Raw genomic sequence first — 21,196 nt, forward strand, 5'->3', positions numbered from 1 at the left:
CTTTGTCTGATACGACGGGGCGTGCCGGCATCGTGCGCCGTACAAAAGGCCCCAGGAGGCGCGTCATGAGCGATGCACCGATCAGTCTTGCCGAAGCTCGGGCCTACGACAAAAAACGCTGGCTGTGGCCGATGGGGTTCGGCATCGTCATGCTGGTGGCCGCGGCCACGCTGGCGGGTTGGCTGAGTGGTTTGACGGTACTGATGTTTGCCGGACCCATCACGGTGTACGGCATCGTGCCGTTGCTCGATTTCACCATCGGCAAGGACAGTAGCAATCCGCCCGAGCGCGTGCTGGCCGCGCTCGAAGACGATCCGTTCTATCGTTACTCGACCTATATCTACGTGCTGGTGCAGCTGGTGCTGTTCGTCGGTGTGTGCGCCATCGTGGGTACGCAACCGCTCACCATCGGGCAGTGGCTGGGGTTCGTCTCGACCATCGGCATGCTGTCGGGCATTTCCATCAACACGGCCCATGAACTCGGACACAAAAACACGGTGATCGAGAGCTGGCTGGCCAAGATTGCACTCGCGCCGGTGGCCTATGGCCATTTTTATGTCGAGCACAACTTCGGCCACCACAGCCGCGTAGCCACACCGGAGGACCCGGCCAGCGCACGCATGGGCGAATCGTTCTGGCGCTTCCTGCCGCGCACCGTGCTCGGTAGTGCGCGTTCGGCCTGGCATATCGAGAAGCGCCGGCTGGCGCGCAAGGGGCTTTCGACGTGGTCGCCGCGCAACGAAGTGCTGCAGTCCTGGGGCATGACGGCCGTGCTCTGGATCGGGATGGTGGCGGCATTCGGCATTCAGCTGTTGCCGTTTCTGATCGTGCAGGCCGTGCTCGGCGCCTCGCTGCTGGAGGCCGTCAACTACTGCGAGCACTACGGCCTGCTGCGTCAGAAAGACGCCAACGGGCGCTACCAGCGCTGCCGGCCGGAGCATTCCTGGAACAACGACCACATCGTGACCAACATCTTCCTGTTCCATTTGCAACGGCATTCCGATCATCACGCCCATCCGACCCGGCGCTATCAGTCGCTGCGGCATTTCGACGAGGCCCCGGAGCTGCCCACGGGGTATGCCGGCATGATCGTGCTCGCCTATGTGCCGTGGCTCTGGTATCGCGTCATGGATCCGCGCGTGGCCAATCATTATGGTGGCGACATTCGGCGGGCCAATCTCGATCCGCGCCATCGCGACCGGCTCCTGGCGCGGTATCCGCCGCCGCTGACGTCGCCGTGACGACGGCCTTCATCGCCGCCGCGGCGGTGTTTTGGTAGCCTTGAGCGTAGTTTCAAAGGGCGCTGCCTCCCGGCAGCGCCCGTTTTTTGATCAACATGGTCTAGCGAGAGCGAGCAATGAAGAAGTGGCAATGCATCGTCTGCGGGTTCGAATACGACGAAGCCGAGGGGATTCCGGACGAGGGAATCGCGCCCGGCACCAAGTGGGAAGACATCCCCGACGACTGGACCTGCCCCGATTGCGGTGCGCCCAAGGACGACTTCGAAATGATGGAAGTCGACTAACGCATCGCGCGATGCGTCGCGTGAGCGTTGCGCGCCGGCCCGCGGCACCGACGACACTCGCGATTCCACGGGCCGTTGGCCCCACCGGGCGCCCGGCGCCTGGCGGGGCGCGCCGGCCCTGAACGTCAAAGAGGCACGAGCGCATGGACCCGATCATCATCATCGGCACCGGACTGGCCGGCTACAGCGTGGCCCGGGAATTCCGCAAGCACGACACCGCCACGCCGGTGATTCTCATCACCCGCGACGATGGCGCGAGCTACTACAAGCCCGATATCTCCGAGGCCCATGCCAAGGACAAGGGGGCCGACGAACTGGTGCAGAAGACGGCCGAGGAAATGGCCGCGATGCTCGATGCCACCGTGCGCACGCACGAACAGGTCGAGGCCATCGACCGCGAGGCGCATCAGGTGCAACTGGCCAGCGACACGTTGGGTTATTCCAGGCTGGTGCTGGCCTGGGGCGCCGATCCGATCGTGCTGAACCTGGCCGGCGATGCCGCGGACCGTGTCCACAAGGTCAACAACCTGATGGATTATCGCGCGTTTCGCGATAATCTCGAGGCGGGTTCGCACGTGGTGATTCTCGGCGCCGGGTTGATTGGCTGCGAGTTTGCCAACGACCTGATCCAGTACGGTTACAAGGTCTCGGTGGCCGATCCGGCCGGCTGGCCGCTCGCCCAGCTCGTGCCGGAAGCCGCGGGCGAGGCGGTCAAGAGCGCACTGGCCCACGCCGGGGTCGATTGGCATCTGGGGCACGCGGCCACCGGCGTGCATCAGGGGGACGACGATCGCTACCATGTCGTGCTCGACAACGACTCGCAGATCAATGCCGATGTCGTGCTCTCGGCGGTCGGCCTCAGGGCCGGCACCGCGCTGGCCGAGGCGGCCGGACTTGAGGTCGACCGCGGCATCGTGGTGGATCGTACGCTGGTGACCTCGGATCCCGATATCTACGCGCTCGGCGACTGTGCCGAGGTCGACGGCCACTGGCGGCCTTACGTGGCCCCGCTCATGCAATGCGCGCGCACGCTGGGCAAGACGTTGGCCGCGGGCGCGGATGACGAGCCCGGCCAGGTCAAGTACCCGACGCTGCCGATCATCATCAAGACCCACGTCTGCCCGGTGATCGTCTACCCGCCGGTCAACCCGCACGGCGAGTGGCAGATCGAGCGCGACGGCACGGCGGTGGAAGGGCGCTTTGTCGACGGCGACGGTCGGCTGCAGGGTTTCGTGCTCACCGGCGAGGCTACGCAAAAGCGCCGCGATTACATCAAGGAAGCCCCGGCGCTGCTGGACTGATCGCCGCGCCGCCGTGCCGGGTGCACCGTGATCGGGTGGATGGCGCGCCCGCCAGTGCCGGCTCGAAGCGGCGCCTGCCGCCCGGGGTTTGATCTACCGCCGGGCGCGCCGCGCCCCAAGCCAGAACCAGACAACGACGATCAGGAAGGCGGCCGCGCACAGATAAGACAACGGCTTGAGATAATGCTCGATCGCGCCCCAGTGCGCGCCGAATTCGTAGCCGGCCACGGCCAGCGCCAGATTCCACGGCAATGAGCCGAGCAGGGAATACAGCAGGAAGCGGCCCAGCGGCATCTCGCCGATACCGGCCGGCAGCGAGATGAAGGTCCGGAAGGCCGGCAGCAGGCGGGTCACGAACACCGTGACCTCACCGTAGTGCGCGAACCACGCTTCAGCGCGCTCCAAATGTCGTTCGTTGAGCCATATATAGCGGCCGTAGCGCCGGATCAGCGGCCGGCCGCCCCGACGGCCCACGACATAGGCGATCCAGCTGCCGGCCACGTTGCCGAGGGTGGCCGCCGCGACCACGCCCCACAGCGACAGCGCGCCCTGAAATGCGAGAAATCCCGCCGCCGGCACCACGAGTTCGCTCGGGATCGGGATACAGGCGGATTCCAGCGCGCTCAACACGAAGACGGCCAGCAGACCGTAGTGTTGGACGAAGGCGGTCAGGGCATCAGACACAAATATTCTCCGGGATAAGCGCTCAGGAAACGGCGGCTGCCGCCATCGGGGCGGGGCTCGTCGTGCGCCCTGCCAGCGTGGCCAGAACGCGCCCGGCCAGGCGCGCGCCCTTGATATTGCCGGCCATCGGCCCGAGCTGCAGGCTGGCCGGGCGCCCGGCGACGTGCAGGCCGGGCGCGGCTGCCAGCTCGCGATCCAGATGCAGATGGCCGGCAGCGTCGGTGGCCAGATCGAAATCCGCGATCGCCCGGCCCAGTACGCTGTCGGCATCGGGCCGATTGCCAAAGCCGGTGGCCAGGATCACGCGCTCGGCGTCGATGCGACGGCCGTCGGCCAGCACCACGCCGGCTGCGCACAGCCGTGCCGGTTCGCCCCGTCGCCAGGCGAGCGCGCCGCTGGCCAGCGCCGATGTGATGGCGCTGTAAATATCCGGCGGCAGCGTGCCGGGTTGCCGTGCCTGGGCGAGCAGTGCCGTGCGCTCGGCCCACGAGGCGTCGGCGAACGGTGCCAGGCAGCGCGGGCCGGCATAGCACGGGTCGGAATCGAAATCCGCGCGCACCGGCGGCTGGCGCGTGAGCCAGCACACGCGATGCCCGGCGCCGATGGCCCGCAGGGCGAGCTGGGCGCCGGTGATACCGCCGCCCACGATTACCGTGGCGCGGCCGGGGGCGCCGAGCGCGAAATGCCAATCGAAGACATGTTCGGCCGCTTCGAGCCCGGCCGGACGATAAGGGCGGTTCGGGCCGGTCGCCAGCACGACGCGTCGGGCCGTCGGGGCGTCGTCGTCGAGTTCGACACGCCAGGTCCCGTGTTCTCGGCTCAGGCGCCGCGCGCGGCGCGGTATATGCCGCGGTGTGCCCAGTTCGGCCCGGGCGTGGGCGTCGAACAGGGCCAGTAACGGGCGGCGGTAGTAGCCGAGTGCGTGGGCTTCGTCGTAGCCACGCGCGGCGGCGAAACGCCGCAGGCTGTCGGCCCGCGCGCCGAGATGATGCGCGTTGGAAGAGCGCAGGTAGCGCATACCACAGGCCGCGGCCCGGGCCCGCCAGGCGGCCATCGCCGGCATCGGATCGACCACGGCGAGCCGGGCCGCGGGCGCGGCCTGGGCGATCGAGGCGGCGATGAAGCGGCCGTGCGGGCCGCCGCCGATGACGAGCCAGTCGTAATCGGTCGGGGCGCGCGGGTGGCCTTGTACGGTCGTGGTCATATGTCCGGTTCGACCGGCCTTGCAATGGCCGTGATCCTATCATTCGGCCGCGAACAAAACCGAGATGCTGGCCCCAAGCGATTGCGTGTGCTCGCTTCGGCGCACCAGCGAGCGCCGGTCCGGCTTTGCGGTTTTGCAGGCGCCCGGGGCGGACTGTTAACGAGAATCAGAACGGCTCAAACACCGGTAAAAAAGCTGTGTTAAAACGCCGGCCTGTTGGGCGAGCCGCACCCCGGCTTGCTGTTTGGAACCCGGCGCACGAGAGGGAACATGATGAGTCATCGCTACCAGCGGCACCATGAACATCACAACAGTCATCGGCTGGGGTGGCTGCGCGCCTCGGTACTCGGCGCGAACGACGGCATCGTGTCGGTGTCCAGTCTGGTGCTCGGCGTGGCCGCCGGCCAGGCGGATGCCAAGAGCGTAATGCTGGCCGGCATCGCCGGGCTGGTGGCCGGCGCGTTGTCGATGGCGGCCGGCGAATATGTCTCGGTCAGTTCGCAGTCCGACACCGAGCGCGCCGACCTGGAGATGGAGCAGCGCGAGATCGAAGCGCATCCGGAGGCCGAGCACGCCGAGCTCAAGGGCATCTACATCGAACGCGGTCTCGACGAGCCACTGGCCGCGCAGGTCGCCAGCGCGCTGATGGCCCATGATGCGCTGGGCGCGCATGCTCGCGACGAACTGGGTCTGTCGGACAATACCGCGGCGCGCCCGCTGCAGGCGGCGCTGGCATCGGCGGCGTCGTTTGTCGTGGGCGCCGCGGTGCCATTGATCGTGGTGCTTGTTGTCAGCCGCGCGGCGGTTCTGCCGGCCGTCTCGATCAGCGTGCTGCTGGCCTTGATGGTGCTGGGCGCATTGTCGGCCCGGGCCGGCGGCGCGCCCATGCTCAAGTCGGTGGCGCGGGTGACGCTCTGGGGCGCGATCGCGATGGGCGTGACCTCGGTCGCGGGTCTGCTGTTCGGGGTGGCCGTGTAGGGCGGCAACCCCAATCGGCGCGACCCCGCATGGCGCGAAAAAGCGCCGGGATAGGGTGTTGAATCGGCTTGTTAGCCTAGGGCGCGCAGCTGTTTCGCCGTCAACAACCAGCGCAGGGTGCCGGTGCCGCCGTCGGGCGCGCCGGGGAATTCCAGCAAGGCTGCGCCGGCTTTCTTGAAGGCCAGCAGCCGGTCGCGCCGGCGCGTCAGGCTCCAGGATACCCAGGTCGCCAGATCCGGCTCGTGGCCCACCAGCATCACGCGGTGCTCGCCGAAATGGGTGTGCAGCCAGTCGTCCAGCGCTTCCATATCCACCGGCGGGGCGAGCACCTCGGCCTCGTCCACCGGCGGGTCGTCCAGATAGCCGGCCAGGATCTCGGCGGTCTGGCGCGCGCGCAGCAACGGGCTGGTCAGGATGTCGTCGATGGGCATGTCGGCCAGCGCCGCGCGCAGGCCGGCGGCGGCTGCGCGCGTGCGCCGCTCGCCGTGCGCGGTGAGCGGGCGCTCATCGTCGGACAATCCCATGCTGTGGGCTTCGTCGCGATCCAAGGCAATGCCGTGGCGAATAACAATCACGTCCATGCCGGTATTGTCGCCTGTCTCGGTGTCGTCGTCATTACGGGCGGCGCAAGGCCGCGCGGAATTTGGCCGAAGCTATCGAAAACGGCTGCGATCACAACAAAAACAATCGTCATCTTTTCCGACAGTCGCAAGCGCTTGGCGGTGAAGGTATCCCTTGGCATGACGGCTTTCAGTGCTTGGCGCGGGCCGGGCGTTCGCCGGGCCGTGAAGACACAAGGCCGCGCCGAGGGCGGGGCGTGTCGGCGAATCGTTAACCAGCGCGGCAAAGCCTTGTCTACCGGCGCATCGCGGCATTTATCCCACGATTTATCCACAGCGTTGTGCACGGCTTGTTCACCGCGGTCACACAACATGTAGTGATTTGAGGCCCCAAAACGGGTTCTTGACCACAGTATCTAGTGGGGTATCTTGTTTGTCCAACGACGCGGTTTCCGGCTGTCCACCGCGTCGAGGGCAAGACTCTTTCACGGCGCGTTGCGGCGCAACGCAGCCAACCAGCGCGGAGACGACATGGCACAGGCAGAGATTTCCGAGCGCGGCGAAGCGCGCCAGCAGCACGGCGAGACCGCGGGCGGGCAGAGCTACGGCGCGGCCATCGAGGCCACCAAGCCCGGCGCTTACAAAGTGATTCGGCGCAACGGCAAGGTTACGCCGTTCGATGCCTCCAAGATCGAGCTCGCCGTGACCAAGGCGTTCATCGACGTGGAAGGCCAGCAGGGCGCGGCCTCCTCGCGCATCCGCCAGACCGTCAAGGACATCACCGAACAGGTGGTCCAGGGGGTGACCCGCAGCCTGCCTGGCGGCGGCGCGGTGCACATCGAGGACATCCAGGACTACGTCGAGCTGGCGCTGATGCGCTTCGGCGAGCACAAGGTGGCGCGTTCCTACGTGCTCTATCGCGAGGAGCGCGCCCGCGAGCGTGCGGCCAAGCAGGCCGAAACGGGCGCGACCGACGCCCCGGCCGCTGACCGCGAGATCCAGGTCACCTTCAACAACGGGGCCACCGCCGAACTCGATCGCGACCGCCTGACGCGCGTGATCACTGAGGCCTGCGAAGGCATCGACGGCGTCACCGCCGACACCGTGCTGGCCGATACGCTGAAAAACGCCTACGACGGCATCACCGAAGACGAGCTGTCCACCGCGCTGATTTTGTCCGCGCGTCAGCGCCTGGAAGCCGAGCCCAACTACGGCTCGGTGGCCGCGCGCCTGCTGATGGACAAGCTGCGCCACGAAGCGCTGACCTTCCTGGCCGAAGGCGAGGTGGTGTATGCCACCCACGCCGAGATGCGCGAAGGCTATACCGCCTATTTCAAGGATTTCATTGCCCGCGGCGTGCATCACGAACTGCTCGACCCGCGTCTGGGCGAGTACGACCTGGACATGCTCGGCAACGCGCTGATTGCCGATCGCGATCTCGAGTTCACCTATCTCGGCCTGCAGACGCTCTACGACCGCTACTTCATCCATTACGATTCCAAGCGCTTCGAGCTGCCGCAGGCGTTTTTCATGCGCGTGGCCATGGGCCTGGCGATCAACGAGATCGAGCGCGAAGAAAAAGCGATCGAGTTCTACAAGCTGCTGTCGAGCTTCGACTTCATGTCGTCCACGCCGACGCTGTTCAACTCCGGCACGCTGCGCCCGCAGCTGTCCTCCTGCTACCTGACGTCGGTCGACGACGATCTGCACGGCATCTACGAAGCGGTGCAGGACAACGCGCTGCTGTCCAAATTCGCCGGCGGCCTGGGCAACGACTGGACCAACGTCCGCGCCATGGGCGCCCACATCAAGGGCACCAACGGCAAGAGCCAGGGCGTGGTGCCGTTCCTGAAGGTGGTCAACGACACGGCCGTAGCAGTGAATCAGGGCGGAAAACGGAAGGGTGCGGTCTGTGCCTATCTGGAAACCTGGCACAAGGACATCGAGGAATTCCTCGACCTGCGCAAGAACACCGGCGACGATCGCCGCCGCTGCCACGACATGAACACCGCGAACTGGATCCCGGACCTGTTCGTCAAGCGTGTGCTGAACGACGAGAACTGGACGCTGTTCTCGCCCGACGACGTGCCCGAGCTGCACGATCTGACCGGCAAGGCGTTCGAGCAGGCCTACGCCGGCTATGAAGCCAAGGCCGAGGCCGGCGAGATCACCAACACCAAGACGCTTCCGGCCGTCACCCTGTGGCGCAAGATGCTGTCCATGCTGTTCGAAACGGGCCACCCGTGGTTCACCTTCAAGGACCCGTGCAACCTTAGATCCCCGCAGCAGCACAAGGGCGTGGTACACAGCTCCAACCTGTGCACCGAGATCACGCTCAACACCTCGCCGGGCAAGGAGATCGCGGTCTGCAACCTGGGTTCGGTGAACCTGCCGCAGCATATCGAAAACGGTCAGCTGAACACCGAGAAGCTCGAGCGCACCATCAACACTGCGATGCGCATGCTCGACAACGTCATCGAGTACAACTACTACAGCGTCAAGACCGCGCGCGATTCCAACCTGCGGCATCGCCCGGTCGGCATGGGCCTGATGGGCTTCCAGGACGCGCTGTACAAGCTCAAGCTGCCGTACGAGTCGGAAGAGGCCGTCGAGTTCGCCGATCGCTCCATGGAGCAGATCAGCTACTACGCCATCCAGGCTTCCACCAACCTGGCCGAAGAGCGCGGCGCCTACAGCTCGTTCAAGGGCAGCCTGTGGGATCAGGGCATCCTGCCGATCGATTCCATCCAGCTGCTGCGCGAGAACCGCGGTGAAGAGTATCTGGACCAGGACGAGAGCCAGACGCTGGATTGGGAAACCCTGCGCACCCGCATCCAGCAGGTCGGCATGCGCAACTCCAACTGCATGGCCATCGCCCCGACGGCGACCATCGCCAACATCACGGGGGTCTCCCAGTCGATCGAGCCGACGTACCAGAACCTGTACGTCAAATCGAACCTGTCGGGCGAGTTCACCGTGGCCAACCCGTACCTGGTCGAAGACCTCAAGAGCCTCGGCCTGTGGGACGCGGTGATGGCCAACGACCTGAAGTACTACGATGGCTCCGTGCAGGCGATCGACCGTATCCCGGACGAGCTCAAGGTGCTCTACAAATGCGCCTTCGAGATCGACCCGCGCTGGCTGGTCGAATCCGGCTCGCGTCGCCAGAAGTGGCTGGATCAGGCCCAGAGCCTGAACCTCTACATGGCCGAGCCGTCGGGCCGCAAGCTCGACGAGCTGTACAAGCTGGCGTGGAAGAAGGGTCTGAAGACCACCTACTACCTGCGCACCATGGGTGCCACGCACACCGAGAAATCCACCATCAGCGATCACCGGCTGAACGCGGTGGCCAACGCGGGCAAGGGTTCCGGTGGCGGCCATGGTGGCTCCGGTGCCGCGAACGGTGGCTCGGCAGCCAACGGCGGCGGGATTTCGGCCCATGGCAACGGGAGTGCGCGCGCCTCGGCGACGAGTACCGCGCCAGCCCCGGCCGCTGCACCCACCGCGCCCATGGCCTGTGCCATCGACGACCCGGATTGCGAGGCCTGCCAGTAAAGCCAGGGCAAAGGCAAAGACATGCGTCCGCAGATCAACGCAGATTCACGCAGATGAAAGACAAAGCGACAAGCCGTTCTTGTTATTTGCGTGCTTCGCGTTCATTTGCGGACGTTTTTCTCGCCCGCGCTGATCGCCTGAAACAGAACAACGTTTTTTAACGAAGCAAAGCAACCAGGAACACACCATGCTCGACTTCGAAGACACCCCGCGCCAGGGTATTCCGAACCGCGACGCGCACAAGGCCGGTTCCACGTCCAACCCGAACCCGGCCGGCGCCAGCCCGGATCCGTTCGCGCTTGAGCGTGAAACCAAAGCCCCGCAGCCGGGCCATGCCGACGGCGTGACCGGCCTGGAACAGGTCGAGCTCGGCGGCAACCGCGTGTCCGTCGACGAAAAGCAGATCATCAACTGCCGCGCCGACGTCAACCAGCTCGTGCCCTTCAAATACACCTGGGCCTGGGACAAATACCTCAACGCCTGCGCCAACCACTGGATGCCGCAGGAAGTGAACATGGCGGCGGACATCGCCACCTGGAACGACCCGAACGGCCTGACCGACGACGAACGCCTGATCCTCAAGCGCGGCTTCGGCTTCTTCTCGTCTTCCGAGTCGCTGGTGGCCAACAACATCGTGCTGGGCATCTTCCGGCATCTCACCAACCCCGAGTGCCGCCAGTACCTGCTGCGCCAGGCGTTCGAGGAAGCCGTGCACGGCCACTGCTTCCAGTACATCGTGGAAAGCCTCAACCTCGACGAGGGCGAGATCTTCAACATGTACCGCGAACTGCCCAGCGTGCACAACAAGGCCGCCTGGGCCCTGCAGTACACCCAAAGCCTGTCCGATCCGAACTTCAAGACCGGCACCCCCGAGAACGACCAGAAGTTCCTGCGCGACCTCATCGCCTTCTACTGCGTGTTCGAAGGCATCTGGTTCTATGCCGGCTTCGTGCAGTTCCTGTCCTTCGGTCGCCGCAACAAGATGACGGGCACCGCCGAGCAGGTGCAATACATCATGCGCGACGAGTCCATGCACCTGAACTTCGGCATCGACGTCATCAACCAGATCAAGATCGAAAACCCGCACCTCTGGTCCGAGGCCTTCCAGGAAGAAGCCCGCACCATGATCGACGAGGCCATGCACCTCGAAATCGAATCCGCCCACGACACCATGCCGCGTGGTGTGCTCGGCTTGAACGCCAGTATGTTCGACGAGTACATGAAGTTCATCGCCAATCGGCGTTGCTCCCAGATCGGCCTGGCCGAGCTGTATCCCGGCGCGGAAAATCCGTTCCCGTGGATGAGCGAGATGATGGATCTGAATAAGGAGAAGAACTTCTTTGAGACCCGGGTTATTGAGTATCAGACGGGTGGGGCGCTTAGCTGGGATTGATTTTGTGATTTAAAAGCGGGCTTCGGCCCGCTTTATATTTTGGGGCTTAGTTTTCTGAGTAAGCGATCCGAGATAAACAAACTTTCTTTGGATGGTCGAACTGATATCCCTGTATTTTTGGAAAGAGCGAGCGGGGTGAGGCCTTGAGTATCGCGGACACGTTCAAGCAGTTTCTCGGCAATCTTGCAGTCGACAACGCTCAAACGATTTCGGATCGGTATGGGGAGATTACCAGCGCGCTCAACAAAACATTTCGTGACACTGAATCCAAAACCGCGAATACGCTGCAAGTCGGCTCATATGGGCGTTATACCGCCATCAAGGGCATCTCGGATCTCGACATGCTCTATATCATGCCGAAGTGCAAATGGGGTCAATATAAGGACGGTGGCCAATCCAAATTGCTTTCCGATGCCGCCGCCGCCATTCGTGCTCGATATCCCAGCACCACTGTCAAGATAGATAGGCTAGTTGTACAGGCGCTCTATTCAAATTTCCGGGTAGAGGCACAGCCCGTATTTGAACAGGAAGACGGCAGCTTCAAGTACCCCGATACGTACAACGGCGGCGCTTGGAAAATTACCAAGCCGCGGGAAGAAATTCGGGCGATCTCTGAGTTCGACACTCAGAAGAACAAGAATCTTCGAAGGCTTTGTAAGATGGCACGCGCTTGGAAAAACAAGCACGGCGTCGGGATCGGTGGGCTCTTGATCGACACACTGGTTCACAACTTTCTTAAATCGAGCGGCGACTATGACGAAAGGAGCTATCTCTACTACGACTACATGAGCCGCGATTTTTTCGCTTACCTCAAGGAATTGCCTAAACAGGACTACTTCGCAGCGCTGGGCAGTGGCCAGCGTGTGAAAGTAAAGAAGAATTTCCAGCGCAAGGCGAAGAAGGCGCACGAGCTCTGCCTCAAGGCCATTGAGGCAGAGGGCAACAACAACCGGAATGACAAGTGGCGCGCCGTATATGGTCGGCTGTTCCCCGCCGCCGAGAAGGTGCAGAAGGCAGCGCTCGCGGATCGCGCGGGCCACGGCGTTCGCATGACGGAGGAGTTCCCCGGCGACGTGTTCGCCACCATCGACATACGGAACAACATCCGCATCGACTGCCAGGTGGAGCAGAGCGGTTTTCGACCCGCGTCACTCAGGGAGATGTTGAGCAACCGTGCCCTTTTGATGCCCCGCAAGAAACTTACCTTCTCAGTGGTCGAAACGGATATCATCGGTCCCTACGGTCTGTTCTGGAAGGTGCTCAACCGGGGGCAGGAGGCAATCGATCGGAATTGCATTCGTGGGCAAATCGTCGCTGACGATGGGTACAAGTCGACGGTCGAGCATACGAAGTTCAAGGGCGACCACGTGGTTGAGTGCTACGCCCTTGTTGATGGCGTGGTTGTCGCGACCGATCGCATTCACGTGCCCATCAGCGCAAATCAAGAAGACTACGATGACTAAGGAGGGTCTTCTCCGCAGCATCGCCGAGACGGGCTACAACGTTGGGATCGGCGCGAAGAAAAATTTCGCTACGCACGACATTGTGCAAAAAGCTCCCGGCCTTATCGGTTTCATATCGCTCGCTGTCGGAGTCTTCGCGCTCATCTATGACCCGCTAAACAGCAAGTGGGTGGCCGCGGCCCTCGTGCTGCTTGGCATCGCGAGCCTCTATGTCACGCAGTACGATCACGACAAGGTCGCCTACGGTGAAGAGGGAGAGCGGCTCACAGTTTTGTTTTATCAGTTGAGAGACCTCTACCGGGACGTGCAGGCAACGGTTGATAACGAAGATCTCGCAGCCTACCGCCAGCGCTTGGATGACCTCCGAGATGAGGTGACTAGCTCGAACCAGTCGAAGCAAATCTTATTCAGCGACTGGTATGCCCACTATAAATTCTTCTGGCAGCACCAGATCGAATGGATCGATGAGCAAAAGCAATTCACTTTTTGGCGCGATAAGGTGCCGCTGTCCTTCTCGCTCGCCTGTTTGGTTGCGCTTATCTCCATAATAGTCGGCGCAATTATCCATTTGTGAATAATACGTATCTGCTTTCAGGTTTGGTATTCCGCTGTGCATAAAGCAGGTGAATCCGTTCGTTTTGTAAAGATATAAAGGGATTGGCTGCTTTGAGAGTAAATGTAGAGGAGCTTGCGAGCATCGAATATCACGGAAGCTCCGGCTCAACGCAATCGTGTTTGAAGGCGCTTGCTCGATTGTTTCACTATAGTAATAAAGTCCGGTTCGCTTATTTAATTACTCAGGCGGACCACCACGGTTTCCTATTAAACGTCAACGAATCCGAGCAAATTGCCATAGCCGTAGGTTTTCGTTCCGGGTATTCAGGCGAGGGGCCTCGTGGTTTGGTTTCCGCATTTAGGCTCTTCGAGTTCTTTGGCATCGATATTGAAGAGGTCGAAGTATCAAGCGAAATAATGATGCGTTTTGAGCATTGCGCGTTAAAGTACGAGGATGTTTCTTGGATTGAAAGTGCCCATCCTGTTAGACCGGCCCGGATTTACGACTATATATTATCGATCCAAGGCGATTACGAAGAATTTCCCATCGAGTTCTCTAGGCTATTTCCCGCATATTTTTCGCTAGCAGGTGTAGATGAGCGAATCCGAGATTTAGCACTCCGATTCAGTGACGATCCGGATGGAGCCTTAATTGAGGGCTATCGGCGGTTGGAGCAATGTGTCAAAGCTCGGATAGGCGAGAAAGAAAAAACAGGCGCGAAACTTTTCTCTACAGCATTTCAAGGCGATCGTTCGACCCTTTATTGGAGCGACGAATTGCCGGATGCGGAGCATGTCGCTCGAGCTAAGTTGTTCGAAGCGGTGTTTGGGACATACCGAAATCCTAGAATGCACTGTTCCCAGTCCACGATTGATGGCCCGAGTCCGGAGGATGCCGCTGAGTTTTTGGCTCTTAACGAATTATTCTTACTCGAAGCAGCCGCAATTCTGCGTCCAGGCTGTGAGTGAGTGGGCGAAGGTTGTCGCGGCTCTCGGCAGCTTGTCATGTCAGATTGTTTGATTTGCGCCGCTGCCGGCAGCTTGAACCGTCTTGAGTCGCCTTATTCTAGGACCATAGAGTATCTCCTAAATACTATTAACCATGCTAGGTGATATTCATTAAAACTAGGATGGATTGGTTTAATTATTAGTATGCTTTTTCTCCGCCTTATTTGCGGCGTTGAAGTTACTTATTCGAGCGAATACTAGGGCCACGAAGACTGCTGTCAATGGCCAACAGAACTGACCCACTTTTGGCCAACAAAAATGACCCACCCGTGAAGGTCAGCTGAGCGTTTTCTGCTTCAGCCGATAGCTCTCGCCTCCGAGCATGTAGAGATGCGAGTGATGGATGATCCGGTCGATGATCGGCACCGCCACATTGTCGTCGTGGAAGAACTCGCCCCATTGGGTGAAGTCCTTGTTGGTGGTCACGATCAGCGAGCGGTACTCGTAGAACCGGTTGATCAGCTGAAACAGCGCATAGCGCGCCGCCCTGCTCATGGGCAGATAGCCGAGCTCGTCGATCACCAGGGCATCGACCTTGGCCAGTTGCGTCAGCTTTTTCTTCAGTTCGCCTTTCATCTCGGCCAGCTCCAGTTCCTCGACCAGATCCAACGCGTTCTTGAAGCGCACCTTGTAGCCCGCCTCGACCGCGTGCTGGCCGATGCCGATGGCCAGGTGCGTCTTGCCCACGCCCGGCGGGCCGATGAACACCAGATTCTCGCGGTTATCGAGGAAGGCGAAGTCGAGCAAGGCCTTGACCTGGCGCTTGGTGATCGTGGTCTGATGGCGGTAATCGAACGCCTCCAGCCGTTTATCGGCCGGGAACCGCGCCTGGCGTCGGTTAAGCTCGATGCGCCGGGCCTCGCGGCTTGCACGCTCGTGCTCGGCCAGCATGTCGGCGAACATAAGGTACGAGACCTCGTTGGCCTCGGCCTGGCGGAGCAAGTCGGTCAGATCGTCGGCGATGGCGCCCAGACGCAGGCTGCGGTAACGCCCGGTGGTGAGCTCAAGCGTTCCCATGGGTCACCTCCGGCTGGCCGCTGGGGTGGCCCAGTCGGGCGTAGGCGGTCAGATCCAGGGGCGCGGCGTGAACGGCGGCCGGCGCGTTCGCCCCGGGATCTCGGCCGCGTTGTTCGGCGCAACGCGCGGCGTCCAGGCGTTGCTTGAGCCGGCCGGCGGTCAAGCCGTCGCGTTCGACCCACGTCTCGAGTTGACTGAGATCCAGATCGGGCGCGGCCTCGAGCAGGCGCGCCGCGCCGGCCAGTTGATCCCGGGTGTGCCGCGGCATGGTCGCCCGCAGGCGGTCACACAGGCGTTGACCCAGGTCGGCGCCGAGGCGCGCGCGGATCCGGGCCTCGAGATCGGCGGTCTGCGCGGCGTGATCGCGGTAATGATCGGTGTTGCGCTGGACGCGGCCCTTGCCGTGGCACACGGCATGGGTGGCCACGACGTCGCCGCTGTCGAGATCGACGATCTGCAGGTCGGCGCCGGCTTCGGTCACGCCGACCCGCCCGCGTTGGTAGGCCATGGGCACCGAGTACTTGTTGGCGCACCACGAGATCAGGCCCGTCTTGTCGACCTGGCGGTGGGCCGGCCCTGCAGCATCGCGCCCGACGCAAGCCGGCGTCAGATAGGGGCGCAAGTGCGCCTGCTCCTCGGCTTCGAACCGGGCCCGGGGCGGCTGGCCCGTGGTGCCATGAAGGCGCACGTTGGCGACGGTATCGAGCCACTGTTGCAGATGGCCGCGCAGGTCGGCTTCGTCGGCGAAGGTATCGCCATACAGGGCATCCTGCTTGACGTACTTCACTCCGGCCTCGACCTTGCCCTTGCTTTCCGGGTCATAGCCCCGACAGGCCTCGATGCGAAAACCCGCCGTCGTGGCATAGGCGTGAAACGCCGGGTTCACGTCGAGTTCCCGGAACTGCTCGTGGAGTACGACCAGCTTGGTCTGGTCGTACACGCATTCTGCCGGGCAACCGCCGAAATAACGGAACGCTTCGTCGTGCAAGGCGATGAAGTCGGCCGTGTCCAGCGGCTGGAAGCGCACGCCGACGTAAGCCAGGCGGGAGTAGGACAGCACGAACACGACGAAGTACACAGGCCGCGGCTGGCCGCCGATCATCACCTGGCGCAGCTCGCCGGGATCGACCTGGCACTGCACGCCGGGCACCGTGTCCAGCACCGGCGCGTAGTAGCGCGTCTGCACGGTGTTGAGGGTCGTCTTCATCTGCCCGACATAGCGCCGCAGACTGCGATCGGAGACGTCCAGCTCGCCCACCTTGTCTCGTAGCTTGCGGGCGATCTTGACGCTGCTCAGCCGCGGATAGGTCCGCAACAGCCAGGCGATGTAGGGCCGGTGCGCATCGAGCTTCTTGTGACGGCCTCGGTCCGACTGTGCCGCCTCGATCGTGGCCTCGTCGGCGCGGAGATATTTGCGCACGGTGTTGCGCGACACGCCCAGCTCCTGGCCGATGGCCCGGATCGACAGCCCTTGCCCGCCGTCGTATAGCGCCTTGATTTTATGAATCATAACCCAGTCCTTGATCAGTCCGCTCCGGCGTCTCGTTTGCCCGAACGGTAGGTGGACGGTGGCATCGCTGCCACCCCGAAGGGTGGGTCAAAAGCGTTGGCCAGCACTGGGTCAGTTTAGATGGCCATTAACAACTGCGGCTTGGGACCATCCTAAGCAGCGATTTGCTATATCGACCCATGAGCCGAGCCGGTTTTCTATTTTGCAGTTATCTAGCGACGCTCCTAAAATCTGTAATAATGTCGCTCGAGCCCGAGATTCGTAAAACCCTAGGTTCTGGTTCGAGCATATAAGTACGGAAAATTTTTGCTGTAGAAAAAAGCAAAGTATGGTAACCAGCCCGGTAAAAATAAGAAGTAGTACCCAAATCAGTGCCCCGTGTTTTGCTTCTCCTTCTAAACGCTTCGCTAACATATTCAGCGTCAGTCCATAAGCAAAGAAAATAGAAAAAACGCAAAAGGCCAATGTGCCTATGTTTTTTCCAAATAAGTAAGGTAAGGCTGCAAGAATGGGAAGAGGTGGGGTCCAGTAAGCCAAGAGCTCTAATATTCCGAAAGTGTTTCGTTTTATTTGTTCCGCAATAACGGAGCGTTTCCTAACCGGGGCGTATGTAATTAAATTCATTATATTGAGTTTAGGATGATAAGGGACGGTGAAAATGAGCGTGCACAGCTTCGGGGTCAGGTCTCAGCTTCGGGGTCAGATACCCGGAACTGATGCGAACCGATGGGGTCAGGTCTTGCTTTTTGCGTTCAGCTCGGGGTTTAATTCGATTAGAGGGGATCAGGGTCGGGGGATAAATGCTCATCCAACTTGGTGTGGTGTTTTTTGCACTCGCTATCATATCGCCACCGTTTATTATTTTGGCGGCGCAGATTCGATGGGATGAGTTTCGTTCGAGGCGAACCGGCCGCCGCCATCCGGTGACGCGGGGTATGCTTCGCCCGCCCGGTCACGCCCTTTCAGAAAAGCGCCGATATTTAGCAATGGATGCCGTGTACTCCATGGCACTTGGCCCGACGGTCGGGTTTATTGCCTTCGCTTCTGCATTTGGTATGCCATATTTTAGCGGTAAGTCGGTTTCAAGCTTCTTAGTTGCCCTAGCCGTTGTCGCGACCATTGGCACGTCGGTATGGGCGGGCATTAGATTACGTGGCTTGTTTAATGAGTTGCAGGCCTTGAGGCTTGGTTGGGAAGGCGAAGTCGCGACCGCTGAAGAACTCAATAAGCTCATGACAGACGGTTTCGAAGTTTTTCACGATCTTCCCTGCGAACGATTCAACATTGATCACGTAATTGTGGGGCCTACAGGTGTGTTTGCCGTCGAGACTAAAACGCGCTCTAAGCAAAAACGTTCCGAAGACGCGCAAAACGATTACACCGCGACCTTCGATGGCAAAGCTCTTGACTTCGCGGGGTGGCGAGATCGTCGGTGCCTCGATCAGGCAAAGCGACAGGCCAAGTGGTTAAGCGATTGGCTGACCAAAGCAACGGGTGAACCGACGGTAGCGACTCCTGCCATCGCGATCCCTGGTTGGCAGGTCAACAGATTGAAGGGGTCAAATAAGCAGCCGATCCGTGTATTTAATCCGCGCGAAGCGAAAAGCTTGGTGCGAAATCCTACATCGCAGCCGCTCGATCGCGCGGGCGTGAAGCGAATCGCGTATCAACTTGATCAGAGATGCAGGAAAGACCTTGAGCATAGACAGGTCGAGCACTGATAAGGGGGCGGCTTGTACAGACAGGTCTTCCCCTTTGCCGAGCGAGTGGTTAGTACCCCATGGCCAGACCCTTAAGACTCGAGTTCGCCGGCGCGCTCTATCACGTCACCTCGCGTGGTGATCGCCGGGAAGCTATTTACGAGGACGACGAGGATCGCGTCGCCTTCTTGAACGTGCTGGCGAGCGTAGCGCGGCGCTTCAACTGGCTGGTTCACGCTTATTGCTTGATGAGCAATCACTATCATCTGCTGATCGAAACGCCGGACGGCAATCTCGCCCAGGGCATGCGCCAGCTCAACGGGGTATATACCCAGTACAGCAATCGTCGCCATCGTCGGGTCGGGCATCTGTTCCAAGGCCGCTATAAGGCGATATTGGTGCAGAAGGAGTCGTATCTTCTGGAAGTGGCGCGCTATATCGTCTTGAATCCCGTCCGCGCCGACATGGTGCGAAGCGCCGGCGACTGGCCCTGGAGCAGTTACCGAGCGACTGCCGGCCGCGAGCCCATCCCGGAATGGCTGACCACGGAATGGGTTCTGTCGGCATTCGGCACGCAGGTGCGCGAGGCGCAGCTGGCGTATCGCCGCTTTATCAGTGAAGGGCGTGGCGTGCCGCCGCCTTGGGATGCATTGGCGAATCAGGTGTTTTTGGGGGACGAGTCGTTCGTTGACGCCATGCGCGCCCGCATCCAGGATTCGAATCGGCGACTGGACGAGGTGCCGAGGGCCCAGCGTGCCGGTCGGGCGCGCCCGATTGGCGACTATGAAAAGGAGGCCGGCTCGCGTGATGCCGCGATCGCCGCTGCCTATGCCTCGGGTGGCTACACCATGCAGGAGATCGGCCAGCATTTCGGGCTGCATTATTCGCGGATCAGCCGTATTATCAAGCGGTTCGAGAGCTAGGCATTGATGGGCATAATGCCAGTGCCGACATGCCGGAACCCGCGCCCTAGACGATCGGTACTCAGCATGGGTGGAGCAGGCGGTGCGGCGGTGGTAGGCCGAAATCGGCAGCGGGAATTCGGCGACCACCACGACAACAAGTCGGTCTATTAAATACGGCGGTGCCACACAGCGACGTACGTGGCGTATCGTCGATACATCAACGCAAAGAGCAAGGTATGAGAAAGCTCAAGAACGAAAAGGAACTCGTCAAGAAAGCACTCGCGTTAGGCGTGGCGTACGGCGAGGAGCGCGGCGTCGTTGAATTCGAGCCCACCGATTCTGCGACCGATAAGTTGGAATACATCTACCGATTGCTGGTGCACGACGGCGTTATTCAGCCTTTGCCGGAAGAGCAGGTGTCGCAGAAAGCGATCCAACATCGGCTGGCGATGTGGGCGGCCAGGCAATAAGGCGTATACGGGCGGCGAACCCAGTGTTGCCGGACTCGGCGCTATTGCAAAAAAACTTCCGCTCGGTGACGCGCGAGGAAATCGAGGCTCGGCGAGAATCTCTCGGGCCGCGAAATTTCGCGGCCTTCATATGCGGCCACGGCCTGATACCAGAAATCGCCGGCTGCGTGCTCGACCGTCGGCGATACCGCGATGGTCCAATCCGCGCGAATCGTGATCAGGCCGATATCGAATGCACGGTCGTGCAGCGACGATAGGCAAAGTCCGTTGGCTGGGTTGAGTCGTTGGCCGGGCGCCTCGCGCCAGGGCACGATATGGCTGGCCACCAACAGCTTAGGTATTGCGAGGCCGGTAATACAGCAACGCGCGTTGTAGGCGGTGAGTACCGCGTCTCGGAACAGGCTCTGGCCCACTCGCTGAGCCCGCGTGACCGAGCGTTCGTGGCCCGTGTAGTCACTGGCGGCCTCGGGCTCTTGCTCGTCGTTTTCCGCTTCGTAACTCAAAGCCTGGGCGGCTTCTTTTGCCGCCAGCGCAAACGCGGGCCAGTCGGAATGCATCTCCTGCCAAATCGCGCGGTCAGCAGCGGAAGCGCCTTGTAGTCCGGATCGTCCGGCGCTGGTGATGGCCGGATCCAGGCTGGCGAGATTGCATAGCTTCATGGCAACCGCCGATGGCGTGCGGCCGATCGCCTCGGCCAACCGAATCACCTCAGGGTTACGATGATGAAACCGGCCGAAGGGCAGGCGGCAGTACAGCCACCCTGCGGCGAGCAGTTCGGTTCTGGACCATGCGCGGCGCGTGGGCATCAGCCTGAGGGGTTGGTCTTGTGAACCATTGCAGAATGCCACGAACGGCTCATGCATGCGGAAGGCCGGATTGCGTCCGGGAGGGGGCAGGTCTTGTGACGTCCATAAAATACGAGTCAATCCAACGCAACAGACCGAATCAACTCAATATTCCTCTTGAGCATCTCGTTTGCCAGATCGCTGGGCGAGATACCAAGTGCGGCCGCACGTTCCTTAAGAAACGCCGTTACTTCTCCATCTAAATACAGAGGCACATGATTCGCCGACTCTGGACGATAAAACTTACCGCGCTCAGCATGGCTCCAATCTTTCGTCTCGGCGATATCCGAGGTATCGATATCGTCGTCAGACATTGCAGCCAACCGCCTTAGTCCCCGGTCGCTAAGGTCGGGTTTGTTGGTATTGCTTTCGTTCATGGCACATCGCGCTGAGATGATGCGAGTGACTTTGCCATCTTGCTCGGGGCGCACGGCATAGGCAATCAGAGCCCGATTAGGCTCACACCTTGCTACGTCTCACAAAAAACAGAAAATATAACTTATCGCATTTTGAAGTTAAACCA

General features: G+C 61.3%; 19 protein-coding genes and 1 pseudogene. 12 read left to right on the plus strand and 8 right to left on the minus strand.

Translation table 11 applies throughout. The features are described from left to right. The first annotated feature begins 65 nt into the window (after window positions 1-65). From SALB1_RS09580 to SALB1_RS09590, 3 genes are all read left to right on the plus strand, one after another. Window positions 66-1,241, plus strand: coding sequence for an alkane 1-monooxygenase (locus SALB1_RS09580; RefSeq protein WP_109993663.1), 1,176 nt, complete (start codon window positions 66-68; stop codon window positions 1,239-1,241). 116 nt (window positions 1,242-1,357) lie between these two features. After that, complete coding sequence (gene rubA / locus SALB1_RS09585) at window positions 1,358-1,525, plus strand: rubredoxin RubA (RefSeq protein ID WP_109993664.1); 168 nt, start codon at window positions 1,358-1,360, stop codon at window positions 1,523-1,525. Window positions 1,526-1,668: 143 nt separating this feature from the next. After that, window positions 1,669-2,826, plus strand: a complete 1,158-nt coding sequence (locus tag SALB1_RS09590) for an NAD(P)/FAD-dependent oxidoreductase (protein ID WP_109993665.1) — start codon at window positions 1,669-1,671, stop codon at window positions 2,824-2,826. Between the two features lie 93 nt (window positions 2,827-2,919). Here the strand turns inward: SALB1_RS09590 and SALB1_RS09595 are convergent, their stop codons facing one another. Continuing rightward, complete coding sequence (locus tag SALB1_RS09595) at window positions 2,920-3,510, minus strand: DedA family protein (RefSeq protein WP_199678751.1); 591 nt, start codon at window positions 3,508-3,510, stop codon at window positions 2,920-2,922. Between the two features lie 22 nt (window positions 3,511-3,532). Then, window positions 3,533-4,714, minus strand: coding sequence for an FAD/NAD(P)-binding protein (locus SALB1_RS19195; RefSeq protein ID WP_109993667.1), 1,182 nt, complete (start codon window positions 4,712-4,714; stop codon window positions 3,533-3,535). A 270-nt stretch (window positions 4,715-4,984) separates the two neighbouring features. On the opposite strand from SALB1_RS19195, the gene SALB1_RS09605 reads away from it, so the two are divergent. Next, window positions 4,985-5,692, plus strand: coding sequence for a VIT family protein (locus SALB1_RS09605; protein ID WP_199678752.1), 708 nt, complete (start codon window positions 4,985-4,987; stop codon window positions 5,690-5,692). A 71-nt stretch (window positions 5,693-5,763) separates the two neighbouring features. Here SALB1_RS09605 and sixA read toward each other — a convergent pair whose 3' ends face one another. Both sixA and SALB1_RS18755 read right to left on the minus strand, forming a co-directional pair. Further along, window positions 5,764-6,273 (minus strand): phosphohistidine phosphatase SixA, encoded by a 510-nt coding sequence (gene sixA, locus SALB1_RS09610; RefSeq protein WP_109993668.1) that lies wholly within the window; start codon window positions 6,271-6,273, stop codon window positions 5,764-5,766. Continuing rightward, complete coding sequence (locus SALB1_RS18755) at window positions 6,264-6,599, minus strand: hypothetical protein (RefSeq protein WP_145961291.1); 336 nt, start codon at window positions 6,597-6,599, stop codon at window positions 6,264-6,266. The genes sixA and SALB1_RS18755 overlap by 10 nt, the downstream gene beginning before the upstream one ends. A 184-nt stretch (window positions 6,600-6,783) precedes the next feature. Between SALB1_RS18755 and SALB1_RS09615 the strand changes: the two genes are divergently transcribed. The 5 genes and pseudogenes from SALB1_RS09615 (at window position 6,784) to SALB1_RS09635 (ending at window position 14,187) form a co-directional block, all read left to right on the plus strand. Beyond that, the gene (locus SALB1_RS09615) at window positions 6,784-9,807 is read left to right on the plus strand and encodes a ribonucleoside-diphosphate reductase subunit alpha (RefSeq protein ID WP_109993669.1); all 3,024 of its coding nucleotides are present in this window, start codon (window positions 6,784-6,786) and stop codon (window positions 9,805-9,807) included. A gap of 280 nt (window positions 9,808-10,087) precedes the next feature. Further along, window positions 10,088-11,200: pseudogene (locus SALB1_RS09620) on the plus strand (ribonucleotide-diphosphate reductase subunit beta); the annotation flags it as partial. Window positions 11,201-11,343: 143 nt separating this feature from the next. Continuing rightward, complete coding sequence (locus SALB1_RS09625; RefSeq protein WP_109993671.1) at window positions 11,344-12,663, plus strand: nucleotidyltransferase; 1,320 nt, start codon at window positions 11,344-11,346, stop codon at window positions 12,661-12,663. Continuing rightward, window positions 12,656-13,237, plus strand: coding sequence for an SLATT domain-containing protein (locus tag SALB1_RS09630; RefSeq protein ID WP_109993672.1), 582 nt, complete (start codon window positions 12,656-12,658; stop codon window positions 13,235-13,237). The genes SALB1_RS09625 and SALB1_RS09630 overlap by 8 nt, the downstream gene beginning before the upstream one ends. Window positions 13,238-13,329: 92 nt before the next feature. Further along, complete coding sequence (locus tag SALB1_RS09635; RefSeq protein WP_145961292.1) at window positions 13,330-14,187, plus strand: TIGR02391 family protein; 858 nt, start codon at window positions 13,330-13,332, stop codon at window positions 14,185-14,187. Window positions 14,188-14,502: 315 nt separating this feature from the next. On the opposite strand, the gene istB is transcribed toward SALB1_RS09635, so the two are convergent. Beyond that, a complete protein-coding gene (gene istB / locus SALB1_RS09640; protein WP_109992457.1) occupies window positions 14,503-15,243 on the minus strand; it encodes an IS21-like element helper ATPase IstB in 741 nt (246 codons plus the stop codon). Further along, complete coding sequence (gene istA, locus SALB1_RS09645; RefSeq protein ID WP_109992456.1) at window positions 15,230-16,753, minus strand: IS21 family transposase; 1,524 nt, start codon at window positions 16,751-16,753, stop codon at window positions 15,230-15,232. Before istA ends, istB begins: the two co-directional genes overlap by 14 nt. Window positions 16,754-17,553: 800 nt before the next feature. Here istA and SALB1_RS09650 point away from each other — a divergent pair. The 3 genes from SALB1_RS09650 to SALB1_RS09660 all read left to right on the plus strand — a co-directional run bounded on the left by SALB1_RS09650 (window position 17,554) and on the right by SALB1_RS09660 (window position 19,828). Beyond that, window positions 17,554-18,474 (plus strand): nuclease-related domain-containing protein, encoded by a 921-nt coding sequence (locus tag SALB1_RS09650; protein ID WP_109993674.1) that lies wholly within the window; start codon window positions 17,554-17,556, stop codon window positions 18,472-18,474. Window positions 18,475-18,533: 59 nt separating this feature from the next. Beyond that, a complete protein-coding gene (locus SALB1_RS09655; protein ID WP_109993675.1) occupies window positions 18,534-19,376 on the plus strand; it encodes a transposase in 843 nt (280 codons plus the stop codon). 218 nt (window positions 19,377-19,594) lie between these two features. Then, a complete protein-coding gene (locus SALB1_RS09660; protein ID WP_109993676.1) occupies window positions 19,595-19,828 on the plus strand; it encodes a DUF5062 family protein in 234 nt (77 codons plus the stop codon). 41 nt (window positions 19,829-19,869) lie between these two features. Here the strand turns inward: SALB1_RS09660 and SALB1_RS09665 are convergent, their stop codons facing one another. Then, the gene (locus SALB1_RS09665) at window positions 19,870-20,691 is read right to left on the minus strand and encodes an HNH endonuclease (RefSeq protein ID WP_222843022.1); all 822 of its coding nucleotides are present in this window, start codon (window positions 20,689-20,691) and stop codon (window positions 19,870-19,872) included. Window positions 20,692-20,750: 59 nt separating this feature from the next. Continuing rightward, a complete protein-coding gene (locus SALB1_RS09670; protein WP_255414369.1) occupies window positions 20,751-21,050 on the minus strand; it encodes a hypothetical protein in 300 nt (99 codons plus the stop codon). Window positions 21,051-21,196 lie beyond the last annotated feature (146 nt).

This window comes from Salinisphaera sp. LB1 (assembly GCF_003177035.1).
Taxonomy (GTDB): Bacteria; Pseudomonadota; Gammaproteobacteria; order Nevskiales; family Salinisphaeraceae; genus Salinisphaera.